This window comes from Corynebacterium sp. J010B-136, assembly GCF_002967075.1.
GTDB lineage: Bacteria > Actinomycetota > Actinomycetes > Mycobacteriales > Mycobacteriaceae > Corynebacterium.
On the sequence record NZ_PUGE01000001.1, the window covers coordinates 684797 to 709443 of the forward strand.

21 protein-coding genes and 1 tRNA gene are annotated in these 24647 nt (G+C 55.0%); 14 read left to right on the forward strand and 8 right to left on the reverse strand.

Translation table 11 applies throughout. The annotated features are described in order from the left end of the window. Positions 1-62: 62 nt before the first annotated feature. Together tgt and C5Y44_RS03110 are read right to left on the reverse strand one after the other, a co-directional pair. Positions 63-1331, reverse strand: a complete 1269-nt coding sequence (tgt, locus tag C5Y44_RS03105) for a tRNA guanosine(34) transglycosylase Tgt (RefSeq protein WP_105323584.1) — start codon at positions 1329-1331, stop codon at positions 63-65. 11 nt (positions 1332-1342) lie between these two features. Next, positions 1343-3859: an MMPL family transporter gene (locus C5Y44_RS03110; RefSeq protein ID WP_105323585.1), complete on the reverse strand. Its 2517-nt coding sequence runs from the start codon at positions 3857-3859 to the stop codon at positions 1343-1345. Between the two features lie 285 nt (positions 3860-4144). Between C5Y44_RS03110 and C5Y44_RS03115 the strand changes: the two genes are divergently transcribed. The 14 genes from C5Y44_RS03115 to C5Y44_RS03180 all read left to right on the forward strand — a co-directional run bounded on the left by C5Y44_RS03115 (position 4145) and on the right by C5Y44_RS03180 (position 21049). Beyond that, complete coding sequence (locus C5Y44_RS03115; RefSeq protein WP_146108464.1) at positions 4145-4516, forward strand: hypothetical protein; 372 nt, start codon at positions 4145-4147, stop codon at positions 4514-4516. A 126-nt stretch (positions 4517-4642) separates the two neighbouring features. Further along, the gene (locus C5Y44_RS03120; protein ID WP_105323587.1) at positions 4643-5443 is read left to right on the forward strand and encodes an IclR family transcriptional regulator; all 801 of its coding nucleotides are present in this window, start codon (positions 4643-4645) and stop codon (positions 5441-5443) included. Between the two features lie 269 nt (positions 5444-5712). After that, complete coding sequence (locus tag C5Y44_RS03125) at positions 5713-6957, forward strand: cytochrome P450 (RefSeq protein ID WP_233189811.1); 1245 nt, start codon at positions 5713-5715, stop codon at positions 6955-6957. 15 nt (positions 6958-6972) lie between these two features. Further along, a complete protein-coding gene (locus C5Y44_RS03130) occupies positions 6973-8067 on the forward strand; it encodes a PEP/pyruvate-binding domain-containing protein (RefSeq protein WP_105323589.1) in 1095 nt (364 codons plus the stop codon). Between the two features lie 41 nt (positions 8068-8108). Next, positions 8109-10001 carry a PEP-utilizing enzyme gene (locus C5Y44_RS03135; RefSeq protein WP_105323590.1) on the forward strand — a complete coding sequence of 631 codons (1893 nt, stop codon included), beginning with the start codon at positions 8109-8111 and terminating at the stop codon, positions 9999-10001. Continuing rightward, positions 9994-10761: an SDR family NAD(P)-dependent oxidoreductase gene (locus tag C5Y44_RS03140; RefSeq protein ID WP_105323591.1), complete on the forward strand. Its 768-nt coding sequence runs from the start codon at positions 9994-9996 to the stop codon at positions 10759-10761. Before C5Y44_RS03135 ends, C5Y44_RS03140 begins: the two co-directional genes overlap by 8 nt. Before the next feature lie 24 nt (positions 10762-10785). Beyond that, positions 10786-11106, forward strand: a complete 321-nt coding sequence (locus C5Y44_RS03145) for a 2Fe-2S iron-sulfur cluster-binding protein (RefSeq protein WP_105323592.1) — start codon at positions 10786-10788, stop codon at positions 11104-11106. A 10-nt stretch (positions 11107-11116) separates the two neighbouring features. After that, a complete protein-coding gene (locus C5Y44_RS03150; protein ID WP_105323593.1) occupies positions 11117-12394 on the forward strand; it encodes an NAD(P)/FAD-dependent oxidoreductase in 1278 nt (425 codons plus the stop codon). Further along, positions 12391-13128 (forward strand): HD domain-containing protein, encoded by a 738-nt coding sequence (locus tag C5Y44_RS03155; RefSeq protein ID WP_105323594.1) that lies wholly within the window; start codon positions 12391-12393, stop codon positions 13126-13128. The genes C5Y44_RS03150 and C5Y44_RS03155 overlap by 4 nt, the downstream gene beginning before the upstream one ends. Then, complete coding sequence (locus C5Y44_RS03160; RefSeq protein ID WP_105323595.1) at positions 13125-14633, forward strand: aldehyde dehydrogenase family protein; 1509 nt, start codon at positions 13125-13127, stop codon at positions 14631-14633. Before C5Y44_RS03155 ends, C5Y44_RS03160 begins: the two co-directional genes overlap by 4 nt. Before the next feature lie 65 nt (positions 14634-14698). Beyond that, a complete protein-coding gene (locus C5Y44_RS03165) occupies positions 14699-15916 on the forward strand; it encodes a 4-hydroxybenzoate 3-monooxygenase (RefSeq protein ID WP_105323596.1) in 1218 nt (405 codons plus the stop codon). Positions 15917-16517: 601 nt separating this feature from the next. After that, entirely contained in the window at positions 16518-17462 is a 945-nt protein-coding gene (locus C5Y44_RS03170) for a pyridoxal-phosphate dependent enzyme (protein ID WP_105323597.1), read from the forward strand. Then, positions 17462-20116 (forward strand): FAD/NAD(P)-binding protein, encoded by a 2655-nt coding sequence (locus tag C5Y44_RS03175; RefSeq protein WP_105323598.1) that lies wholly within the window; start codon positions 17462-17464, stop codon positions 20114-20116. The genes C5Y44_RS03170 and C5Y44_RS03175 overlap by 1 nt, the downstream gene beginning before the upstream one ends. A gap of 54 nt (positions 20117-20170) precedes the next feature. After that, complete coding sequence (locus tag C5Y44_RS03180) at positions 20171-21049, forward strand: SDR family oxidoreductase (RefSeq protein ID WP_066840158.1); 879 nt, start codon at positions 20171-20173, stop codon at positions 21047-21049. A gap of 14 nt (positions 21050-21063) precedes the next feature. Here C5Y44_RS03180 and C5Y44_RS03185 read toward each other — a convergent pair whose 3' ends face one another. The 6 genes from C5Y44_RS03185 to C5Y44_RS03210 all read right to left on the reverse strand — a co-directional run bounded on the left by C5Y44_RS03185 (position 21064) and on the right by C5Y44_RS03210 (position 24610). Continuing rightward, entirely contained in the window at positions 21064-22092 is a 1029-nt protein-coding gene (locus C5Y44_RS03185) for a cation transporter (protein WP_105323599.1), read from the reverse strand. Continuing rightward, the gene (locus tag C5Y44_RS03190; RefSeq protein ID WP_105323600.1) at positions 22089-22559 is read right to left on the reverse strand and encodes a transporter substrate-binding domain-containing protein; all 471 of its coding nucleotides are present in this window, start codon (positions 22557-22559) and stop codon (positions 22089-22091) included. The genes C5Y44_RS03185 and C5Y44_RS03190 overlap by 4 nt, the downstream gene beginning before the upstream one ends. Positions 22560-23148: 589 nt before the next feature. Further along, positions 23149-23239: transfer RNA gene (locus C5Y44_RS03195), tRNA-Ser, on the reverse strand. A gap of 113 nt (positions 23240-23352) precedes the next feature. Then, positions 23353-23559, reverse strand: a complete 207-nt coding sequence (locus tag C5Y44_RS03200; protein WP_105323601.1) for a CsbD family protein — start codon at positions 23557-23559, stop codon at positions 23353-23355. Positions 23560-23610: 51 nt separating this feature from the next. Further along, positions 23611-24057 carry a nucleoside deaminase gene (locus C5Y44_RS03205; RefSeq protein WP_105323602.1) on the reverse strand — a complete coding sequence of 149 codons (447 nt, stop codon included), beginning with the start codon at positions 24055-24057 and terminating at the stop codon, positions 23611-23613. Between the two features lie 58 nt (positions 24058-24115). Next, positions 24116-24610, reverse strand: coding sequence for a tRNA adenosine deaminase-associated protein (locus C5Y44_RS03210; RefSeq protein ID WP_105323603.1), 495 nt, complete (start codon positions 24608-24610; stop codon positions 24116-24118). Positions 24611-24647 lie beyond the last annotated feature (37 nt).

The window sequence follows — 24647 nt, forward strand, 5'->3', positions numbered from 1 at the left end:
ATTGAATTAGGCTTGGTGCAGCAACATTTTAGTTGCGCACCAAGCCTTTTCCATGCCTCAGACTACTTCTTGTTGGCGTAGTACCGTCCCATGAATTCATCGCGGTAGGCCTCGTAGTAGCCGCCGTCGATGGATTTACGGATGTTATCAACCAGGGTGATCATAAATTGCAGGTTGTGGATGGTGCACAAGGTACCCGCTAGGAATTCCTTCGCCTTGAGCAGGTGGTGAATATATGCACGCGAGTAGTTCTCCGAGACGTAGCCACCGAATTCTTCATCGATGCCGGTGAAATCGCGCTTGAATTTAGCGCCCATCAAATTCATGCGACCATCAAGCGTATACACGCCGCCGCGGCGACCCAGACGAGTTGGCGCGACGCAATCAAAGGTATCGGCACCTGCCTCAATCGCGGTGAACATGTCATCGGGTTCAGAAATGCCGAGTAGGTGACGAGGCTTGTTTTCTGGCAGCTCATCGCAGCACCAGCCCACAATTGTGCCGAGGTTTTCTTTCTCTAGCGCACCGCCCAGACCGAAGCCGCCGAAACCGCGCTTACCTTCGGCTTCTGCCTGCTCTGACAGCTGCACCAGACCGCGCGTTGCCTGGCGGCGCAGGTCTTCATACTGCGCGCCTTGGACTACGCCCCACAGGGACTGCTTCGGGCGGTGCGTGCGCTCATTGGTCAACCGGTCATGTTCATCCAGACAGCGCTTGGCCCAGCGATGGGTGCGCTCTACAGATTCTTCCTGGTACTGACGGGTATCAACCAGCGTGGTTAATTCATCGAAAGCAAACATGATGTCAGCGCCCAGACCGTGCTGAATCTGCATGGAAAATTCTGGGGTAAATCGGTGCTTGGAACCATCGATGAAAGAGCGGAAATCCACGCCGTCTTCATCGACATGCGCAAGGCGCTCTTTCTTCGCCGCGCGAATATCGCCCTCAGTCAGCTTTGCCACGTCCATGGCCAAGACCTTCTTGAAACCCACGCCCAAGCTCATGACCTGGAATCCGCCGGAATCGGTATAAGTCGGGCCATCCCAGTTTTCAAAGGCTGCAACGCCACCTGCTTCATCCACGATATCGTGGCCTGGCTGCAGGTAGAGGTGATAAGCGTTGGACAAAATCGCCTGCGCGCCGGTGGCTTTAATCTGCTCTGGAGTCAAAGTCTTCACCGTTGCCTTAGTGGCAACGGGAATGAAGGCAGGGGTTTGAATATCGCCGTGCGGGGTATGAATAACCCCGGTGCGGCCGTGTTTGCCGGGGCTGCCATCGCCCAGGCGGGTAGTCACATCAAAGGAAAGATCATCAGCGTGCTCGTGGCTCATAGCCAACCAGTCTAATCGGCGCGGGCGCGTTCCTTCTCTTCCCACTCTTTTTCCAAAGCCGTGCCTTCAATATCCAGCGGCGGCATGATCTTATCCAGCCACTTTGGCATCCACCAGGTAGCTTTGCCCATCAAGAACATGGTGGCTGGCACCAGCGACATGCGGATGAAGAAGGCATCGAAGAATACTGAAACCGCCAGCGCGAAACCGAAGATCTGAATAAATGGCAGTGGCTGGTTGATAAAGGCCACGAACACCGAAATCATAATGATCGCAGCGGCTGTGACCACGCGCGCACCTTGGGTAAAGCCCACGATCGTGGATTCATCCACGCCCGAATACGGCGAACCAGGCGATGGTTTTCCGCCCGTGTGCGAGTAGTGCTCACGCATGCGCGTAACCAAAAAGACCTGATAGTCCATGGCTAGACCGAAGGTCACGCCAATAAGGAAGATCGGCATAAAGGAAATCAGCGGACCTGGTGCTGGCACCAAATCCCACAGGCCTTGCTGCCACACCAACACCGTCAAACCGAAGGCACTGCCAACGGAGAGCAAGAAGCCCAGCGCTGCAACCAGTGGCACCAAAAGTGAGCGGAAAACCAAGAACAGCAACAAGACCGCAAGGCCGACAACGATAGCCAGGTACAGCGGCATGGCTTCTTCGAGTCGTTCAGTGATATCCAGCTGCACTGCCGTAAGCCCCGTCATGCCCAAGTCCGCGCCGGTGGCATCTTCAATGCGCTCCGTTGCATCGCGCAGGGCACTAGCCACGCCGACAGTGGCGGCGTCGGTAGGTGAGGTCTGCGGGGAGACCATGATTTGTGCTGCCTGGCCGTCTTCACTCAAACCGACAATCTGTGCATGGCGCACGCCACCGACGCGCTTGAGTGCATCCGCGGTGTACATGTACGACGACAGCTGTGCTTGCTCAGTCGGCGTGGAATCCTCGCCTTGGGCATCCATCAACGGCTGCAAAGCTGGTGCATCGGCATTGATATTTTCCGCATCGACGATGACCAAGAAAGGGCCGTTGACGCCGGGGTAGAAACCATCAGAAAGCAGATCCGCTGCCTTGCGCTGCGTGGTATCTGGATTTGAGGTGGTATCCGCCGGCAGCGATAGTTCCATATCCAGCACCGGCGCAGATAGTGCACCGAGGCTCAAGACCACAAAGGCCATAACGACACCGGGCATCTTGCGCACTAGGCGCACCCAGCGATTACCCATCGTCGGTGTCATACGGAAAGTGCCGCGGGAGGAATCCGCTGGTGCTCCACTCTCCCGCGATGTATCAAAATCACCGTTAGCATCGCCGACGCCCATCTCTTGGGCGAGCTGCTGCGACTTGGCAGCATGCTTCGAGGCTTGGCGCTTCTTCGCGCGGCGGCGATTGCCAGCTACGCCAGGGATGCGTCCGGCGAAAGCTTTATCACCCAACAGACCCAGCAAAGCTGGAATTAAGGTGAGCGCCACAATAACTGCGATGGCCACGGTAGCGGCGGCAGCGAGACCCATCGCGGTGAGGAAGCCAATATTGGCTACAACGAGCGCGAATAGCGCAATAAAGACCGTGGCACCAGCAAAGACCACCGATGAACCGGCGGTGCCTGCGGCCATACCCGCGGCATCGGGGCCATCCTTTGTGGCACGTTCTGAGCGGTAGCGCGACAGAATGAACAAGGCGTAGTCAATGCCCACCGCCAAGCCGATCATTACCGCGAGGACTGGAGTAATGTTGTTGAGTTCAACCCAGTGGGTGGCAATAAATAGCCCCAAGGAGCCCAGGCCGACACCAACCACTGCGGAAATCAGCGGCATACCGGCGGAGACCAAGGAACCGAAGGTAAAAATCAACACCAAGAAAGCCACGGCGATACCGATGATTTCTGAGGTGGTATTCACCGCGATTTCATCACCGAAACCCGCACCACCTGCTTCGACCTGTAGGCCCAGATCGCGGCCGATATTCATCGCATCGGTGACAATGTCCTTATCGGATTGCTCGACGGAATAAGGGCTTTCCGCATCAAAATCAAAGGTGGTGTACGCGATGGTCTCATCATCATTAACCATTGAGAGGTTCGCAGCGTCTTCACGTGCGGACTCTTCCGGCAGGCCCATCTCCGTGAACTGATCAATGACGCTTTGCTCCAGCGCGGGTGAGACTTCCAGCGGGTTACCAAAGCGCATGGTATCGCCCATATCCAGGTTGTTTTCTAGATAGGAGATGACTTCATCAATAGCGGCGTCATTGGCCGGATCGGAGAGCTTTTCGCCCTCGGGTACTTTAAACACCAGGTTCACAGAGGCCGCATTCGCGGGGTTTCCGCCTTCGGGAAATAGCTCCATGGTGCGCTGGGTTGCTTCAATCGCCGGGGTCCCAGAAATTGAAAACTCTGATGTCATCGGCTTCATCAGCGCCGCTGCTGCACCGCCGACGCCGGCGAGCAACAGTACCCACGCAATGATGACTTTCCACTTGTTGAGGTACGACCAGCGACCTACGCGGAAAAGAAACTTAGCCACAGTGACAAACTACCTTCAAGCAGACAACAGAATTTAACCCACAAAGGCACATGTCGGCCTTAAATAGACTTTGTGCCCCTAGTTTAGGCGGGGATTGTTCTCATTGAAATTTCGACAACTATATGTTGCTTGAATTCTCAAACGATTCTTACGCGATATCCATCTCTCACCACGAAAGATTCTTGAACAATCTTAAACCTGGCCTCGAATTACTTTGCAATGCTGTAGTGGCCAGCCAGTGCTGGTCCCGCAAGCACACTGATAACACCGAAGATATTTTCCAACATGCTCGACAGGTTGGTAAACATCCGCATGATCGACTTCAGCAGCGGTGCGAAAGGACCCGCAGAATCTTCAATTGCCTGCGAACTCAGCTCAGAAAATTCATCCGATGGCTTTTCTTCGCCCTTCTCTCCATCTGCGTCATCATCTCAGTCAGATTCCGTAGGCTCACTGCTCAACTCCGAAGAACCGGGAGATAGCTCGGAGGATTCCTGTGCTGGTTCAGAGGTGGCTTCGGTGGTTTTCGTATCTGCCGTTGCCACTGCAGTGCCGGCCAAAGCCATGGATGCTGCTGTAGCGAAAGCCACTTATAAACGGGTGAGCTTCAACGCTCAATTCATTACTCCCCAAATTGTCTTGAGTGATGGCCGTTAATACTCAGATGACTTTTTGCATTGGTGATACAAAGAGATATTTCGCGGGCTACGCTTTACTGACAAAGCAAGATAGCTGCAGTAAATCATCAAATGTGATCATGTAAATGAGAAGGAGTACTCAGAGATGGCGGGGGGAAACCGCGAACCCGGTAGAACGGTCACGTCCAAAGTCATCGCTGTCCTGGGCGCTTTTGAACACACCACGCGTCCGCTAGGTTTGACGGAAATTGCTGAACGCGCTGGATTACCTGCCAGCACCACCCACCGATTAGTGGCCGAATTGACTGAAGGTGAGTTGCTCAGCCGCAAACCTGACGGAAGCTATCAATTAGGCTTGCGCATTTGGGAGCTGGCACAAAATACCGGCCGTCAATTGCGCGATACTGCGCGACCTTTTGTCCAAGAGATTTTTGCGCTGACTTCGGAAACCGCGCAGCTGGTTATTCGCGATAAGAATGAAGCCTTGCTTATCGATCGCGCATACGGCACCAAGAAAGTTCCGCGCTCAGCGCGCGTCGGCGGCCGTTTGCCGCTTCATTCCACTGCTGTGGGCAAAGTGCTGCTTGCTTTCGATGAACCCTGGGTGCAGCAATCATATTTGAAGCTGCCGCTGCACAAATTAACGTCCAAGACGATTACCAATCCGGAGCAACTGCACCAGCAATTGGAGCAGATTAACACCCAAGGTTATGCCATCACCGTGGATGAGCAGCGCATCGGAGCAGCATCGATTGCGGTACCCGTGTGGCACACAGGTGCACTAGGAGCGGGCTTGGGAATCGTCGTTCCGTCCGCCCATTCAGCGAATTTGGAACGCTACCTGAATGTCTTACAAGCCACTAGTGAGCGGATTCGTCGAGCCACGGCGCACATTCCGCTCGACACATTGTTGTCTTCTCACCGAAATCTACATCCGCGCGGATAATTTTTGAAGCTAACTACCTGCACCAACCCAATTCAATTCCACTGAGTGGAAAATAGGCTAGCCCCTCGCCCGCTTGTGTCGCAGACTATATGCCACAGCACATAGTGATGGCCATCACGGTCAACCACTCAACGTGACAGGAGAGGCACCCCATGACTTCCGAACAGCTAGACCCACGTATCGCCGCTTTGGCGAATTCCCAACGAGTGTCCGAAGATTCATCGGCCGAAGAATCATCAATAGATGCTACCTCTGGCGGCGGATGCCCGATGGGGTTCGGTAGCCAAGATGCGTCAACGCAGTACCACGGCTACGAGCCCTTTGACATGCATAACCCTTTTCCCGCGTACAAAGAGCTGCGTAAGCAAGCCCCGGTGATGTTTGATGAACGCATTGGATACTGGGTAGTAACTCGCTATGACGACATCAAATCAACCTTTGAGAACTGGGAAACTTTCTCTTCCGAGAATGCGCAGGCGCCAGTACGCAAGCGTGGACCGCAAGCTACCGAGATCATGAAGAAAGGCGGTTTTACCGCATACTCCGGTCTCTCCGCCCGCATTCCGCCAGAGCACACCCGCATTCGTGCAATTGCACAGAAGGCTTTCACCCCACGCCGCTACAAGGCACTGGAGCCGGACATTCGCGCGATGGTGGCAGAGCGCATCGAAAAGATGCTGGACAACGGAACCACGCAGGGCGATATGTTCTCTGACTTGGCCTATGACGTTCCCACCGTCACGATTCTCACCCTCATTGGTGCAGATATCTCCATGGTGGATACCTACAAGCGCTGGTCTGATTCCCGCGCAGCCATGACCTGGGGCGATTTGAGCGATGAAGAGCAAATCCCCCACGCGCATAACTTGGTTGAGTACTGGCAAGAGTGCCAGCGCTTGGTGGCCTACGCACATGAACATGGTGGCGATAACCTCACCGCAGATTTGGTTCGTGCGCAGGAAGAAGGCAAAGAGATCACCGACCATGAGATTGCTTCACTGCTTTACTCACTGCTTTTTGCCGGCCACGAAACCACCACCACGCTGATTTCCAACTGCTTCCGCGTTCTTTTGGCGCACCCAGAGCAGTGGCAGGAAATCAAGGACAACCCGAAGCTCATCCCTGGTGCCATTGATGAAGTTCTGCGCTACTCCGGTTCGATTGTGGGCTGGCGCCGCAAGGCACTCAAAGACACCGAGATCGGTGGCGTTTCCATCAAGGAAGGCGACGGCGTACTGCTGCTGATGGGCTCCGCGAACCGCGATGAATCCCGCTTCGACAATGGTGAAGAGTTTGATATTCACCGCTCGAATGCTCGTGAACACCTTTCCTTCGGCTTCGGTATCCACTATTGCCTGGGCAATATGCTGGCCAAACTTCAGGCCAAGATTTGCCTGGAAGAAGCAATCCGCCTGGTGCCATCGCTCGAGCTTGCCGAAGACGCCACCATCAACTTCCGAGATAATCTCTCATTCCGCGTTCCCACCACTGTTCCAGTGCGTTGGTCTGCATAGAAGGACATCCCCGCTATGACTAATAGTTTGAATATCCCATTTGTTCAGCGTTTCGATGAAGGCTTGGAGCCCACGCTGGAAACCCTCGGTGGCAAGGGCGCATCACTTGTCACTATGACCGATGCCGGTATGCCGGTGCCTCCCGGGTTCGTCGTCACCACCGCGTCCTATGACGAGTTCCTGCGCGAAGCAGGCGTGGCCGACATGATTGAAGAATTGCTCAATGGACTAGACGCTGATGATGTCAAGGAAGTAGACCGCGTATCGGCCAAAATCCGCGAAGAATTGTGCAGGCGCCCGGTTCCAGAAAACGCCCGCTTTGCGGTGCATAACGCATACAAGGCGTTGATGGAACAGTGCGGCGGCGAAGTTCCAGTAGCTATTCGTTCTTCCGCAACAGCTGAAGATCTTCCCGATGCCTCCTTCGCCGGCCAGCAGGACACCTACCTCTGGCAGGTCGGGCTCAGCTCCGTTACCGAGCACATCCGTAAGTGCTGGGCTTCCCTATTTACGTCCCGCGCAATCATCTACCGCTTGAAGAACAATATCCCGAATGAAGGCCTGTCCATGGCCGTGGTGGTTCAGAAGATGGTCAACGCCCGTGTCGCTGGTGTTGCTATCACCATGAACCCTTCCAATGGTGACCGTTCCAAGCTCACCATCGACTCTTCCTGGGGTGTTGGTGAAATGGTGGTCTCCGGCGAAGTCACCCCGGATAATATCCTGCTGGACAAAATCACTCTCCAGGTAGTCACCGAGCACATCGGTGATAAGCACGCCGAGCTGGTCCCCGATGCCGAGAGCGGCACCCTGGTGGAAAAGCCAGTTGACGCAGAGCGCAGCGCTATCCGCAGCCTCACCGATGATGAAGTCCAGGCGGTGGCCAACATGGCCAAGCGCGCGGAGAAGCACTATAAGTGCCCGCAGGATATCGAGTGGGCGCTCGACGCTGACCTGCCAGATGGTGAAAACCTACTGCTTCTGCAGTCACGTCCCGAAACCATCCACTCCAATGGCGAGAAGAAAGAAACCTCGCATCCCAAGGCAGAGAAGAAAGCCTCTTCCTTCGATTTCTCTTCCATCACCGCTGCAATGACCGGCACCAAATAACGGCCAAACCACACAAAGCCAAATATAAGGAACATTCCATCATGGGTAATAAGTCTTTCCCTAAGCCATCTGACCTCACTGTCCCGAAGGGCGCTGAAGGTTGGCAGTCCATCTACCCGTACTACCTCACCTTCCAGGACAAACTCATGGAAGAAGAAAATGAGAAGTTCTGGTTCTGCGACTCCCAGCACTGGCCTACCGTGTTCAAGCCTTTTGAGACCGTCGGCGGCGAATTCGCCGTGAAGTGTCTGGGCCAGTACAACGCCCGTCACCTGATGATTCCTAATGCCAATGGTATTGAATTCCGCATCCACTTGGGCTACTTGTACATGTCCCCGATTCCGGTGCCGGAAGACCAAATTGCTGAACGTGCACCAATGTTCCAGGAGCGCATCACCCACTACTTCCAGAACTGGGACAGCATGCTCGCAGACTGGAAGAAGCGCGTACTGGGCACCATCGAAGAACTCGAGTCCCTGGAATTTAAGCCACTTCCGGATTATGTACCGATGGAGGACATTGTCTCCGGCAAGGCAAAAGACGGCACCGAGGTTCTCCTGGAGAACTACGACCGCCTGATTCAGCTGGCCTACCAGAACTGGCAGTACCACTTTGAGTTCCTCAACCTGGGCTACATCGCTTACCTGGACTTCTTCAACTTCTGTAAGGAAGTCTTCCCAGATATCCCGGACCAGTCCATCTCCATGATGGTTCAGGGCGTGGACATGGAACTCTTCCGTCCAGATGACGAGCTCAAGACCCTGGCGCAGCTGGCAGTTGATTTGGGCCTGCAGAGCCACTTTGCCAACCCAGATAACGTCGACGCCACGCTCTCCGCAATCGCATCCGCTGAGGGCGGCGACAAGTGGTTGGCACGCTGGGAAGAGGCCAAGGATCCGTGGTTCAACTTCACCGTTGGCAATGGTTTCTACGGCCACGATAAGTACTGGATTGAACACCAGGAACTGCCTTTGGGCTACATCGCCGACTACATCCGCCGCTTGGATGAAGTCCAAGTCATTGCGCGTCCGAAGGAAGAACTCATCGCTGAAAAAGAGCGCGTCGTCGAAGAGTACCGCGACCTGCTTGATGGCGAACAGCTTGAGCAATTCGATGCCAAGTGTGGCCTGGCGGCAACCGCCTACCCATACGTGGAGAACCACAACTTCTACATTGAGCACTGGACCATGTCCGTGTTCTGGCGCAAGGTTCGTGAGCTTTCCCGCACACTCCACGGCTACGGCTTCTGGGAGAATGAGGATGACCTGCTCTACCTCAACCGTTCCGAAGTCCGCGATGTCCTCTTTGACCTCGCCACCGCATGGGGTGTGGGCGCACCAGGTGGCGTGATTGGCCAGCACGTATGGCCAGAAGAAATCGCCCGCCGCAAGGGTATCGTCGATGCGCTAAAGTCCGCGCGTCCGCAGCCAGCATTGAATACTCCGCCAGAGTCAATCACCGAACCTTTCACCCGCATGCTGTGGGGCATCACCACCGAGCAGGTGCAGTCCTGGTTGGGCAATGATGAGGACGCTGAAGAAGGCACGCTCAAGGGCATGGCTGCTTCCCCTGGCTCAGTCGAAGGTTACGCCCGCGTGATCATGGAAGCCGATGACCTCTCTGAAATCCAGCAGGGCGAGATCCTGGTCGCACCAGTCACCGCACCATCCTGGGGCCCAATCTTTGGCAAGATCACCGCAACGGTTACTGATATCGGCGGCATGATGAGCCACGCAGCTATTGTCTGCCGCGAATATGGTCTGCCAGCTGTCACCGGTACCGGTTCTGCATCCACCACCATCAAGACTGGCGACTACCTGCGGGTTGATGGCACCAAGGGCAAGGTTGTCATTGTCGACCCAGACGCCCCAGTCATCACTGGACCCGGCGCGCACAACCACAGCCATGACCCAGAAGTAGGCGCACATGTCTAGCCCAAATGCCACGCCTTCGCCCCGTACCGTACTTACTACCGGCGCCGCTGGTGGTTTGGGCCGTGCGTTTGCTGAAGGGTTCGCAGCTAAAGGCGACCGAATCGCCGTGGCGGATATCAACCTAGAAGGCGCGCAGGAGACCGTCGGCAAGCTCAAAGCTAACGCCGACGTGGAAGCCCAGGCTTTCGCCGTGGATGTCACCTCCCCGGAATCCACCACGCAGCTGGCTAAAGATGTCGCGGAATTCGGTGGCGGAAAAATTGATGTGCTCATCAATAATGCAGCGATCTATGCCACCGTCACCCGCTCCCCGTTTGAAGATATTGACCCTGCGGAATGGGACCTGGTCATGGGAGTGAACCTCAAAGGCCCATGGATGGTGACCCGCGCTATCAGCCCTCATCTTTCAGACAATGCGCGCGTAGTAAATCTCTCGAGCGCCACGGTCTTTTCCGGCTCCGCGCAGTGGGCGCACTACGTGGCCTCCAAGGGCGGTGTCATTGCACTCACACGAGTGCTGGCCAAGGAGCTAGGGTCACGCGGCATCACCGTCAATGCGGTCGCACCTGGGTTTACGCTCACCGAAGCCAGCCTGGGGCTCATGGACAATGCCGAATCTTATGGCGTAGACCGCGGCTCCATCAAACGCGCTAGCCAACCTGAAGACATCGTCGGCGCAACGCTCTTTCTTGCCTCCCCAGAAGCCGAATACATCACTGGCCAAACGCTCATCGTTGATGGCGGACGCCAGTTCATCTAAACCCCCAGATCAAAGGAGAACATCATGTCTACTGTTCACTTCACCGACCATGCTGGCGAAACCCGCACCATTGAAGCAAACGTAGGTGATTCCGTGATGGAAACCGCTGTTCGCAATGGCGTACCTGGAATCGTTGCTGAATGCGGCGGCTCTCTATCCTGCGCAACCTGCCACGTCTTCGTTAAAGAAGACCAATATGACTCTCTTCCTCCGATGGAAGATATGGAAGATGAAATGCTGTGGGGCGCTGCCGTAGACCGCGAAGATTGCTCCCGCCTGTCCTGCCAGATCGAGGTCACCGAAGACATGGATTTGTCCGTGACCACACCTGAAACTCAAGTCTGAGGTAAACGCGATGACCACTGGAAATGCAGTAGAAGAAACTGGCATCTTAATCATTGGTGCCAACCAGTCCGGCGTGCAGCTGGCCATCTCCTTGCGCGCAGCCGGATACACCGACCACATCACTTTGCTGGGTGAAGAAGACCACCGGCCATATCAGCGCCCGGCGCTGTCGAAGGAATTCTTGCAAGGCAAGATTGATAAAGAACGCTTGATTTTCCGCTCCAATGAGTACTGGGAAGATAACAACATCAGCCTGGTCAAAGGCGTTCGCATTGACCACATTGAAAAGAATGAGGACGGCTCCGGAATCGCTTCCGGCAATGGCCGCGAGTTCGCTTTCAAACGTTTAGCGCTGGCTGTGGGCGCACGTCCCCGCCGCCTCGAGATCCCCGGCAGTGAGCTAGAGGGCGTGACCTATCTGCGCAATGCTGATGACGTTCTGGCGCTCAAAGCCATGATTGAAGGCGTTGAAGATGCCGTGGTCATTGGCGGTGGCTTCATTGGTCTGGAAACCGCTTGCTCCCTGCATGACCTGGGCAAGAATGTCACGGTATTAGAATATGGCCCGCGCCTGATTGGCCGCGCGGTCGGTGAGGAAACCGCTGACTTCTTCCTCCAGCAACACCGTGAACGCGGAATAAATATCCTGCTCGAATCCCGTATGAAGCAATTCATCGGTAAAGATGGCCATGTCACCGGTGTGGAGCTGGAAGATGGCACCGTCATTGACACCCAGCTGGTGATTGTCGGTATCGGTGTTATTCCTAATACCGAGCTGGCTGACAACCTCGGCCTGGACGTCAATAATGGCATCGTTGTGGATAAGCACGCTATTGCTTCCGATGGCACCACCATTGCGATTGGCGATGTCGCCAATATCCCAAACCCGATTCCGGGCTCGCCTGCCGATGAACGTATCCGTCTCGAAAGCGTCAACAACGCCATCGAGCACGCTAAGATTGCGGCCTTTTCGCTCGTCGGCAAGCCCGAAGCTTACGTGGGCATTCCCTGGTTCTGGTCTAATCAGGGCGATCTGAAACTACAGATTGCAGGCCTGACCTTCGGCTTCGACCAGACCGTGATTCGCGCAGAAGAAGAAAAGAATAAGTTCTCTGTCCTCTACTACCGCGATGGTCAGATTATCGCCGCTGACTGCATCAATGCGCCCCTGGATTTCATGGCGGTACGCGGTGCGCTGGCTAAAGACCAAAATATCCCTGCCGACAAGGCTGCCGATGTCACGGTGCCTTTAAAGAAGCTTGCTGTTGACTTGGAGGTCACATCATGAGCCGTACCGATTTACCCGCGTGGGAGAAAGCTGACCCCCAGGCGCATGCCGACGACCCACGTGCCAAGGCTTTTGCCGAGCAGTACCCAACGCGTCCCATCCCAGCGCAGGGACCGATAGTGACAACCACTATTTGTGACACCCCTTCAACGGGTTTCAACGAACTGTGGAAAGCTATTGAGCCCGAGACCCGCACGCGTGCCAATGACGTGCACTTACCAATGGTTGCAGCTTATGCGGAGCGTATTTGTGATGCTTATCCGGAAGCTAATCGTGAACTAGTCCTGGTCGCTGCCATCTTGCACGATACTGGCTGGGCACACGTGGATGAATCTCGAATTATCTCTGAAGGTTTCTCCGGTAATTGGCGCAGCGCCGCCATTCGCTATGAGCACGAGACCGAAGGCTGCATCGTAGCGCGCCGTGTACTGCCAGACTTGGGTTATCCCGACGATTTCATTGAGCAAGTGTGCACCATCATTGATGGCCATGACACCCGCCAGGTGGCTTTTAGTTTGGAAGATGCGCTCGTGCGTGACTGCGACCGTTTGTGGCGCTTTGACCGCGCCGGCATCATGGCATCAAGTTCCTGGTTCGGCATGGCGATTTCTGATTACACCGCGCGCCTGCAGCGTGAAATCTTGCCTGAGCTGATTACCCAAGCAGCTCATGACATGGCGAGCGCCGACTTAGCTCGCGCCAATGCTCTTTTGCGAACGGAGGCTATCCGATGACCACCACATTATCCCCGGCTCATGCCCGACGCGCAGAGTTAAACCTGCCTTATAGCCACGTTGATGATTTCTTCATTGGTGGCCAGTGGGTCCAAGCCACTGGTGAGAAGCGTAATCCGGTCGTCGACCCAGCTATTGGTGAGCAATGGGGGTCAGTTCCAGAAGCCACCCCGGCGGAGCTAGACACCGCCGTTGATGCTGCCCGCAACGCGCTGGCCGGCTGGTCCGGATTAACCGGAGCACAGCGCGCCGAATACCTGGTGAAGATTGCTGATGAAATCGAAGCCCGCGCTGAAAATCTGGCGCTGACTAATACTCGTGAAAATGGCTCCCCGATTTCTGAAACTCGCGGTGCTGCCGCCAATGCGGCGGGCATCTTCCGCTACTTCGCCACCTTGGCGCCGTGGCTCGATGACGCTGATATCCGCCCCTTCCCAGCCGGTGGCGCTGAATCCATCGTGGACAAAGACCCCATCGGTGTCTGCGGACTGATTGCTCCGTGGAATTTCCCCATCAACCTCGTGGTCATCAAGCTTGCCCCAGCACTTCTGGCGGGCTGCACCACGATCATCAAACCCGCCTCCCCTACTCCGCTATCCATCCGTTTCATTATTGAAGCCATCGCCGCTGCCGGTGTACCGGATGGTGTGGTCAACCTGCTGACGGGTTCGGGCCGCTTCGGCGACCAGCTGGTGCGCCATCCCGGCGTGGATAAGGTTGCGTTTACTGGTTCCACACCGGTGGGGAAAAAGATTGCCGCGGCATGTGGTGAGCTGCTTCGTCCCGTCACATTAGAGCTAGGCGGTAAATCTTCCGCCATCGTTCTGCCGGATGCCGACTTGGAGCTTTTATCCTCACGCCTCATCCGCTCTTGTATGCGTAATACCGGTCAGACCTGCTATATCAGCACCCGCATCATCGCACCGGCGTCCCGCTATGACGAAGTGGTGCAGACCGTCGCCGACACTATCGCTGCCGGCGTGCAAGGTGACCCACTGGATGAGAACACTGTCTTTGGCCCGGTTGCTAATAAGGCGCAATATGACACGGTCCTGGAGTATCTCCAGGCCGGCCATGAAGAAGGTGCGCGCGCTGTGACCGGTGGTGCACCAGCAACGCAGCTTGCCGAGGGCTTGGATTCCGGCGAATTCATCACCCCCACGGTCTTTGCTGATGTCTCACCAGAGATGCGCATCGCACGCGAAGAAATCTTCGGACCGGTCATCTCCATTTTGAAATACGATGATTCCGAAGGTCCTGCCGAAGCTATTGCGCTGGCAAATAACACCGAGTTTGGTCTCGGTGGAATCGTCTTCGGCGCTGATGAAGAACAAGCCTTGGAGGTTGCCCGACAGGTTGATTCCGGCTCGGTCGGCATCAACTTCTTCGGCTCCAACCATTCCGCGCCATTCGGCGGACGGCACGATTCCGGCATGGGCGTAGAGTACGGGCTCGAAGGCCTGAGCGCGTATCTGACGTATAAAAGCATCCACCGCCAGCTATGAACTCGCCATAAAATACATCGTCATTGACTTATTGTTCCCCCTCCCTGATTGAAAGAAGAATTTCCATGAGCACCCACTCCCGTTCAGATTCCACGCATACCCCAGTAGCCATTATCGGCGCCGGGCCGGCTGGGCTTATGCTCTCCCACCTTCTCCATTTGCAGGGGGTGGAGTCTGTCGTCATCGAAAAGCAATCTCGCGCAGAGGTTGAGTCCACGGTTCGCGCGGGAATTTTAGAGCAAGGCACCATCGATTTGCTAAGAAAAACGGGTGTCGGGGAACGCCTTGACCGTGAAGCTGAAATCGACGAAGGTATTTCCATCTCGATCGCAGGTGAGAGCCACCGTATTGACTTCGCCAAATATACCGGCAAGCAGGTAGCTGTCTATCCCCAGCATGAGGTGCTCATCGATCTCATCGCACAAAGGCTTCGCGATAACGGCGAAGTCTGGTTTGAAACCGAAGTTGTATCAATCGAGGAACATGAGTCCGATAACCCCAAGGTTCGATACCGCTCAAACGACGGAACCGAAAGCGTGCTCAGTGCAGACTATATTGTTGGCGCTGACGGTTCACGCTCCTTAGCCCGCAAGCTCATCACTCAAGATGGCGGACTACGCATGAAGCACCAATACCCATTTGCGTGGTTCGGGATCATGGTCAATGCGCCTCAAACCGCACCTGAACTCATCTACGCAACTCACCCGGAGGGCTTCGCACTGATTTCTACCCGCTCAGAAAATGTGCAGCGCTACTATCTCCAATGCAACCCGGATGATACGCCGGAAATGTGGCCTGATGACCGTATCTGGGAACAGCTACACCTGCGCGCCGATTCAGATAGCGTGACCGTGTCCGAGGGAGAAATTACTGACAAAGCTGTGCTGCGCTTTCGTTCCGCTGTCACTGACCCAATGCAGCGTGGCCGCCTGTTTATCGCTGGCGACGCAGCGCACACCGTGCCACCCACCGGCGCTAAGGGCCTCAATCTAGCGATGGCAGATATCTGTGCACTGGCGCCAAGCCTTATACAGGCAGTCAAGAAGTCTGACACCTCTCTTCTAGAAACCTACAGCCAACGGGCTTTGCCACGCGTTTGGAAGACCCAACACTTTAGCTACTGGATGTCGTCTATGCTGCATTCAGTTCCGGCAGAAAATGAGATGTCTACGCTCTTTCAGACCAATCGCCGCCTAGCTGAACTCTCAACCGTTGTTTCCTCTGATGCCGGCCGGCAACTGCTCGCTCAGCAGTACGTCGGCTGGGATTTTCCGTCAATATAATCTCTCGTATATGAGAGATATTCAGGACAAGGTTTTAAACCTCGTTCAACCGCCCCCGGAAGCATCGTTATGATAGCCAGCAATAGTAGTACGAAAGAGCCCGAGTTCTCATCGATAGCCTGGGAGCTGAACTGCCCGACCTCGTCTTGCTCATCAGCGCCATCCCTATCCGAAACACTGTCGCCCTCCTTGACAGCGTGGCCATCTTCATCTGGGCTGTTCAGTGAAGAGAACTGGGAGGAGAAAACCGTATTGGATGTCTCATCGGTGGCAGTTTTTCAGTAGTCGCCGATCTTTAGTGATACCCGCTTGTGCGAGTCCGGAGTCAACTCAGGTGGGTAATATAGCTGTTACTGCTATTACTGCGGTGCTGGTGTTCTTCATTACATTCGCCAGTTAAAGGCTCAATAAAACTCGGCCATCTCTCCGGCAACGCTGTGTGATCTCAACTCTCACCTTCAGTACTCTCAACGTGTGTAAGTCTCCTCAACTTCATCGAGACTTATGTGGACATGACCACTTGCGCGCAAGTCACGGAAGCACAGGTGCATATTCTTTTCCGGTGCTGATCCCGCGCTCATAAAACCGGTAGACTCAGCTCATGGAACGCAACTCCGCTCGCACAATAGCCGATGCTATCGGCAACACTCCGCTTGTTCGGCTTGATAGGCTTGCTCGCAATTGGAACTTCAACTTGTGGGCGAAACTCGAAGCTTATAATCCCGGGGGTAGCGCTAAAGACCGAACGGCTCACGCTATGGTCACTGCCAGCCAGTTAAAACCTGGCGACACCGTCGTCGAATCCAGTTCCGGCAATCTCGGTATCGCGCTGTCACGCGAAGCCGTGCTCGGGGACTGGACTTTCCACTGTGTCGTCGATCCACGCGCGAACCGCACCACCATCGCTCACATGAAAGCGCTTGGCACCGTAGTTCATCAAATCACCGAACCAGATCCTGATACTGGGGATTGGCTGGTTGCGCGTCGGGCCCGGGTAGCAGAGCTCCTTGCTCAGATGCCGGATGCCACGTGTCTAGATCAGTATTCCAATACAGCTGCCTTCGTAGCACACGACGAAGGCACGATGACAGAAATCGTTAACCAATTAGGGCACGCACCGGATCATCTACTGGTGGCAGTAAGTACCACGGGCACCATCGGCGGATGCCTGCAGCACGTCGCCACGCACGGCTTGGGCACTCAAGTCACTGCAGTGGATGCAGAAGGTTCAGTTCTTTTCGATGGACACCCCGGCACCCGCCATCTTCCGGGGTTTGGCGCAGGCATGGTGCCGGAACTGTCCAAGAAAATTTCCCCGCACCGTGTCCTACGTATTGATGACCGCGCCTCAGTCGAAGCTGCCCGAAAACTGGTAAGAACTGAGGCCATCTTGCCCGGTGCGTCCGGAGGAGCTGTCATCGCCGCAGTGGAAAAGCTGAGTGCGGAGATCCCGGCTGGCAGTGATGTTGTGGTTATCGTGCACGACGATGGAACGCGTTATATGGATACAATCTATAACGACGATTGGGTGGAGGAAAATCTGTAATGAAGGTGGCAATCATCGGTGGTGGACCCCGCGGCTTGTGGGCCGCCGAGGAACTACTTGAGCTTGCACGACAACGGTCAGCCGACGTGGATCTCCACGTATACGATGACGGGCGTGGATTAGCTTATGATGTCACTCAGCCCGAAGAATGGCTGGTTAATGTTCGCTCATCTATCATCCGTACTCAGCTAGGAAAATTCGATGACTGGCTGCGTGATCGCGGTGTGGAAACGGAATATCCCCCTCGCCGGATGGTGGGTGAATTCCTCTCGGATTCTTGGGCTGCGTTGAAACAGCATCTTCCCCGGGGTTGCAAGCTAACAGAACACACCACCCACGTGGAAGAGCTTGCACCGGCTGCGGAATCCAACGGCCGCTGGACTATCCACGGTGAGCGCTTCGATGAAGTCCTGCTTGCTACCGGTCACGCCTTAAGTTGGCCTGGTGCACTGTCTCCCGCTGATATCCCGAACAATGTTCGACTCATTTCTTCGCCTTATCCGGCAAGTAACTTGGAAGGTATCGGGCTTCAGGATCGGGTCTTGGTGCGTGGCGCAGCGCTGACTTTCATCGATATTACCCGCGCATGTCATCCGGCTGTGTTTATTCCTGTCACCCGTACCGGCCAGCTAATGACCGTTAAGCCCGATACCGCAGGTCTTGACCTGAGCGATATTTTGGACGCGGGGTCTAAGAAAATCCGCGAAGTAAAGGACTTGTCCGCTCTTCGAGCGGTGCTTGACGAGGTTTCCCAACAAGTTCAGCAGCACGCTGGCATAGACGATGATGCGTGGGGGTTAGGTGTTGCTTGGCGCGACATGTATCCCAGCATTGTAGAACGTGCTTCTTTCGAAGGTCGCGACAGTTTAGTTGGATTTGCAGAGTTAGCGCGTGAAATGGAACGGGTAGCATTTGGCCCACCGCCCGAAAGTGCTGCTTACCTCAACGATCTCGTCGAAAAAGGTACTGTCGATATTTCCCATTTGGGCCGCGGTGACGAACCCCTGGCAGACCTTGTCCGAGAGCTCGATATCACCGTGGTTATCGATGCTGTGATACCACCGCCTGGGGTTGTTCCTGGAACTTTAATTAGTCACCTGGTTGAACAAGGCCACGCGCACATTCGTCCAGGGACGAGAGGGTTAGATGTAGATCCTGACGGCACTGTCGTAGGGCAGCAGCATTTAGCTGCGGTAGGACGAATGACCGAAGACGTAGTGTTGGGAAACGACACGTTATCACGCACCCTGCACCGCGTCATTCCACGCTGGGCTCAACGTGTGATCAACAGTGCGAGCACTACTCCCCGTCACGCTCATGGCATCCCACCGCTCACCGCTCGTATCGAGCCTTGGGCTCAAGAACTAGCGGCTGATCCCGCTGCATGCCGCGACCTAGTGAGGCAGTTCGGAAGTCCCGTCAACGTCTTGAATGCAGGTGCTCTTCCTCGCAATATTGACGAACTGGTGAACGCGGGAAAACAGATGGGTGTGGACACCCACATTTTCTTTGCTCGCAAGGCTAATAAAGCACTGACTTTCGTCGACGCGGTGCGCGATGCAGGCCATGGCGTAGACGTAGCCAGCGAGCGTGAACTCACACAGGTTCTGGATCGTGGGGTAGCAGGTGAGCGTATCATCTTGTCCGCAGCGATTAAGCCAGATCGTCTCTTGCAGCTGGCTATTTCCAATGGTGTGGTTATCTCTGCAGATTCACGGGCCGAATTTGATCGAATTGCCGCTTTAGCTGGCGACCAAGCCGCCTTGGTTGCTCCACGTGTGGCTCCTGATCCTTCTTTGCTGCCGCCGACGCGCTTTGGTGAAAGATCTGCGCAGTGGGCGGAGCATCTCTCTGTTCCAACTCCTGGTGTCAATGTCGTCGGCTTGCATGTCCACCTCCATGGCTACGCCGCAGCAGATCGTGCTACGGCTCTTCGGGAGTGTTGCGAACTCATTGATACTCTGCGCGCGTGCGGGCATACTCCCCACTTCATTGATCTCGGCGGCGGCGTGCCGATGAGCTACATCGATTCCGCTGAGCAGTGGGCGCGCTACCAAGACGCACGCGCTGCTGTGCTGGATGGTTATGCCGACCCTTTCACATGGAAAGCTGATCCCCTCTCCAACACCTATCCTTTCCACCAATCCCCGATTCGTGGAGCGTGGTTGAAAGACGTACTCTCCGACGGTGTTGCGCAGATGCTCATCGACCGTGAGCTACGTCTGCACTTGGAACCTGGTCGAAGCCTGCTCGATGGGTGTGGACTCATCCTGACCGAAGTTGCCTTTGTGAAAACCCGCAGTGACGGTTTACCTCTAGTAGGTGTGGCTATGAACCGTACGCAGTGCCGGACGACATCCGACGATTACCTTATTGATCCACTACACATCACTGACAGTGATACCAACAATGTCGACGTCGACGGGGAAGAGCTCGAAGCCTATCTGGTGGGTGCTTATTGCATTGAAGATGAGCTAATTTTACGCCGACGCATTCGCTTCCCGCGCGGCGTTGCGCCAGGTGACATCATCGCTATTCCTAATACGGCGGGATATTTCATGCATATTCTAGAAAGCGCATCCCATCAAATCCCCCTAGCCACCAACGTCGTATGGCCGCAAGGCGAGAAAGACGACATCGAAAATCTCCCCTAATGTCCCTATGCTGGGAGGTGGCCAAAGATTCGTTCGAGGAAAGAGGTAAACACAATGCCACAAGATCCACGCACGCTATATCCAACCGTTGACCCAGAAAAACAAACCCAACCGGAACCAGGCCTTGACGTTGAACTATCTCCACAAGCTGACGTCGGCCTCGACAGCTATAAAGGTAGCGGCAGGCTTCAAGGCCGCAAGGCTTTAATTACCGGAGGAGACTCCGGTATTGGCGCAGCCGTGGCGATCGCATACGCCCGCGAAGGCGCAGATGTTGCCATCGCGTACCTTCCTGAAGAACAACCTGATGCCGACCGCGTCATCCAAGCTATTGAAGATGCAGGCCAGAAAGCGTTTGCTTTCCCTGGGGACCTGAAAGACGCTGAATACTGCCGCACGCTGGTAGAAAAAACCGTCGAAGCACTTGGCGGCTTAGATATTTTGGTCAATAATGCTTCACGCCAGGTGTGGGCAGAAGGGCTGACGAATATCGACGACGATGAATTTGATAAAACCATGCAGGTAAATCTGTACGGAACTTTCCGCGTCACCAAGGCGGCAATTCCTCACCTGCAGCCAGGATCGGCCATCATCTTTACTTCTTCAGTCCAGGCTTACCAACCTTCAGAAACACTGTTGGACTACGCCATGACTAAAGCCGCGATGAACAACCTATCGAAGGGATTGGCTACCAGTCTCATCGGTCAAGGTATTCGAGTAAACGCCGTGGCACCTGGTCCATTCTGGACCCCGTTGCAACCAAGCCACGGCCAACCACAAGAAAAGATTGAGGGCTTTGGCCAGCACGCACCAATCGGGCGCGCTGGGCACCCGGTAGAGCTCGCCGGTGCCTACGTATTCCTGGCTTCGGACGAAGCAAGCTACGTAGTCGGTGAAACCCTCGGCGTCACCGGTGGATCGCCAACACCTTAAAGTCTGACAACTTATCAAGTACCGCTCTTCGATGATGCCCCGACTTGGGCTTCAGACGAGGGCGGTACTTGTTCTGGGTCTAGCTCTTCAACGACTGCTATGACCGTGTCTTGCAGTTTCCAGTCCAATTTTTCAATTCGCTTGTGCAAATCCGCAGTTTCTGCCGGGGTCGGCACATAGCCCTCTACCGGGACAACAAACAATTCTGTATGGAAAATATGTCCCTGTTCGCGTACGCGTGCCCGGGCTTGTAAGACCCATGCAGTCTCCCGTGCACGTTTTTCAACATCTGTGGTGAGCGGGTGTGCAGCTGAGTCATCGTAACGGGTGGCTTGTGCATCGCTCAGGCCAGTTACAGCTGCCCTGATGTTGGTAATTCCGTCTTTCACGATGGACACTGAAATTACTAATGCGGCGATAGAGTCAGCCCACCAGAAGCCGAGTCCAATGCCGAGTACGCCGATAATGGTGGCAGCTGCGGTTCCCCAATCGGCTTTCGCCATATCCGCATCAGCATAAAGCAGCTTATCGTGTAATTCTTTAGCCAATCGGAGCTTGATACGGCCGAGGATGACCATGGGGATAGCGGAGAGGGCCATAACGACTATCATCAACCATCCCATCCAAATGTCCTGCCCGAAGAGGACAACCACTCCAATTGGGGGCTTTTCTTGCTTTATCAAAGCCGAAATCGATTCAAAGACCAGCAACCCGCCCATAACCAGCAGTGCCAGCGCTGCTGCTTGATGGCCAATCGCTATTGCCCGATGATAGCCATAGGGTTGGCGTCGATTCGATGCTATTCGAACAACCCTGGATGCAATAAGAAATGCTAGTGGTGGAACCAGAGATAGCATGTCTTCCACCCACGCACTGCGCATCGCTTGGGACTGCCCAGCCACAGCACCGACCAATACGATCGTAACTATCACAAAACCAATGGTTACCCGTTCCATACGCACAGCTTTACGCATAGTCTCTTGCTGCTGCTGAGGAAGTCGATCGTGCCGTGGTTGCTTGAGTTTAGCCATTCCTAATTTCATGAAATTTCCCCGAATTCCTTTGCTAAATAGCGCTCCAACGCAACCAAGAGTTCGTTCTCGCCGAGCCTAGTTCCCATAACCATGCTTTCCCCATCTACTTTCGTATAAGGACGGGTGAGCGCCATATGAGTCGACCACGGAGAGCTAGAGGTTAACCCACCGATGACAATATCTAGTTGGTCTTCTTTGATTTTGCCGGCCAGCACGGACTCCGGGGCGCTGTACCATTCGACATCGGCGTCAATGCTTTCCGCGAATCCTTTGATTAGTTCCACTTCCGAACCTGAGTATTCCCCTTTGTCGGAGACTTCCGTCCACGGCTGATGTTCCGAAACGCCGACAACTAAGTCCCCTGTGCGCGCCCGATCAAGGGTCCCGATAGAGTCTGCTGGAATTGTCCCGCAGGCAGACAGAAACGAAACGCAGGCTGCAATTGAAGTCGCCCGCCACCAAATGAGTCGACTCATAACTTGCTCCTTCAATCGTCACCACACAAAACTACGTAAAGTAGACAGGCCAGATTGCCCGATCTTCGGCACATTATCTAGCATTTTTAAGAAGCCTGCTGTGACCCAGTATATCGCGAACACCACGTCCTACAGCTCGATGACTGCTACTTCTCCCTCAAAGAAATACCGTTCGGGTAATTCGCAATGAATCAGCGCAGCACCGCTTATGAGCGGTAAAGCAAGAAACCCTATTCCCCACAGGCCGACCATTATGCCGCAGGCGGAGTCCTCCTTGAACTTCCACACTGGAAAACACGGCGCCCAGGAGAGATAGGTAGCAGCGCGGTGTGGGCGCTGGTGATGAATTAGAGCTGTGCATCGGGCTGTTCAGCTCGTGGCCAGAACCAGCGGACAGGTTCTACGTGACTCTGTTATCACTACCGCTTCGCATGTGGCCACCGATAGCCCGGTTCGAACCATTTTTAAATCACCTGGGTCAACCCAACCGCGGACCGTGACCTTAGCGGTAGTAGCCAGAAAGCACGAACCCCGGGGTCATCGCCTGAAATCTAGTTCAAGCAATGCCCCGGGGTAGGCTTTGAAAATTTGGCGGTGGCGGAGGGATTTGAACCCTCGGTTGGGGGTTACCCAACACTCGCTTTCGAGGCGAGAACCTTCGGCCGCTCGGACACGCCACCGCGAACAAGGTTACTGCAGCATAAACGCAGACACCAAATCGCCGCCGCTTTAAGCCAATAAGGAAAGCGGCGGCGAAGGGCTCAAGCCTAGAGAAAAGAAAAGTTAATTACTTTTAGTTCTCATCGTTCTTGAAAGAACCAATAACTTTATTGGCCTTATCCTTAATAGCTTCACCTGCGTCGGAAGCCTTTTCCTTCGCATCAGCAATGACCTGATCAGCCTTGCCTTCGTTGGCAGCCTTGTGGTCACCCGTTGCTTCGCCGTAGGTTTCCTTTGCCTTGCCGACGAGGTCGTCCTTCTTGTTTTCAAAATCGCCCATGGTGAGCCTCCTTGTAGTGTTGAGCGGTGTTTACTCTTTCCATGGTACGCATCATTTCCGCGTGGTGGTGCGTAAGTTTTGAAAGAAATCTCGCAATAATTCTTGGCATTGCGCTTCTGACACGCCTGCGCGCACCTCGGGGACAAAGAGTGCACCGGGGGCACGGAGGACATCTACAAGCGAGCCGCACGCCCCGGTCTTGGGCTCCCACGCGCCAAAAACTACCGAACCAACCCGCGCGGCTTGGGCTGCCCCAGCACACATCGCGCACGGCTCCAATGTCACCACCAGTTCGCAATTTTCCAACCGCCAGGAATCACCCAAAGCACGCACAGCAGCGCGGATGGCTTCAACCTCAGCGTGCGCGGTCGGGTCAGCTAATTGCTCACGGCGGTTAACTCCCGTGGCAAGCTCGGTGCCATCAGGGGCATAAATAACCGCCCCGACAGGGATATCACCTGCCGGGGTAAGGCTCGCAACTTCCAAAGCACGCTGCATTCGCACTTTTGCTTGTCGATGCCCCCTCGACTCCGGCAACCCACCAACCTTGTCCACGTTAGGAATTGATTTCCTCTTCGAGCTCATCTCCAAAACCTAGCTCGCCGGCAATCCGCAGCAACATGTCTGAGGGGTAGTCCTCGTCATTGTCTACGTAGGCGGCTAGCTGATATTCATTCACGCCTAAATCTTCAAAGATGTCGAAATCGCCATCACCGTAGCCATCCACGTCATCTAAATCAGCCGGGTCAATATCGGGGATTTCGCAGCCGGCTTCTTCTAATACTCCAGCGGCAAAGTCATCATCGACAGCCATCGTGGCATCAGAGATAAACCAGCGCGCCCCGCCCGGAACTGGGCGAACTACCACAAAGTAGTCATCGTCTACGCATAAAAGGGCAAAGGCTGCGCCTTCGGAACGCAGTCTGCGGACCGCGTTTAAAGCATCCTGCGGGCTTTTGAAAGGATCGTTAAAGCTGCGCACGTCCCATGCGCCAGCGCCCACTGCTACGGTGACGGCAAATGAGTAGCCGTCGAAGTCGTCATCGCTCATATGCGTGAGATTAGTCGTTTTATGCCAGAATTGTCAC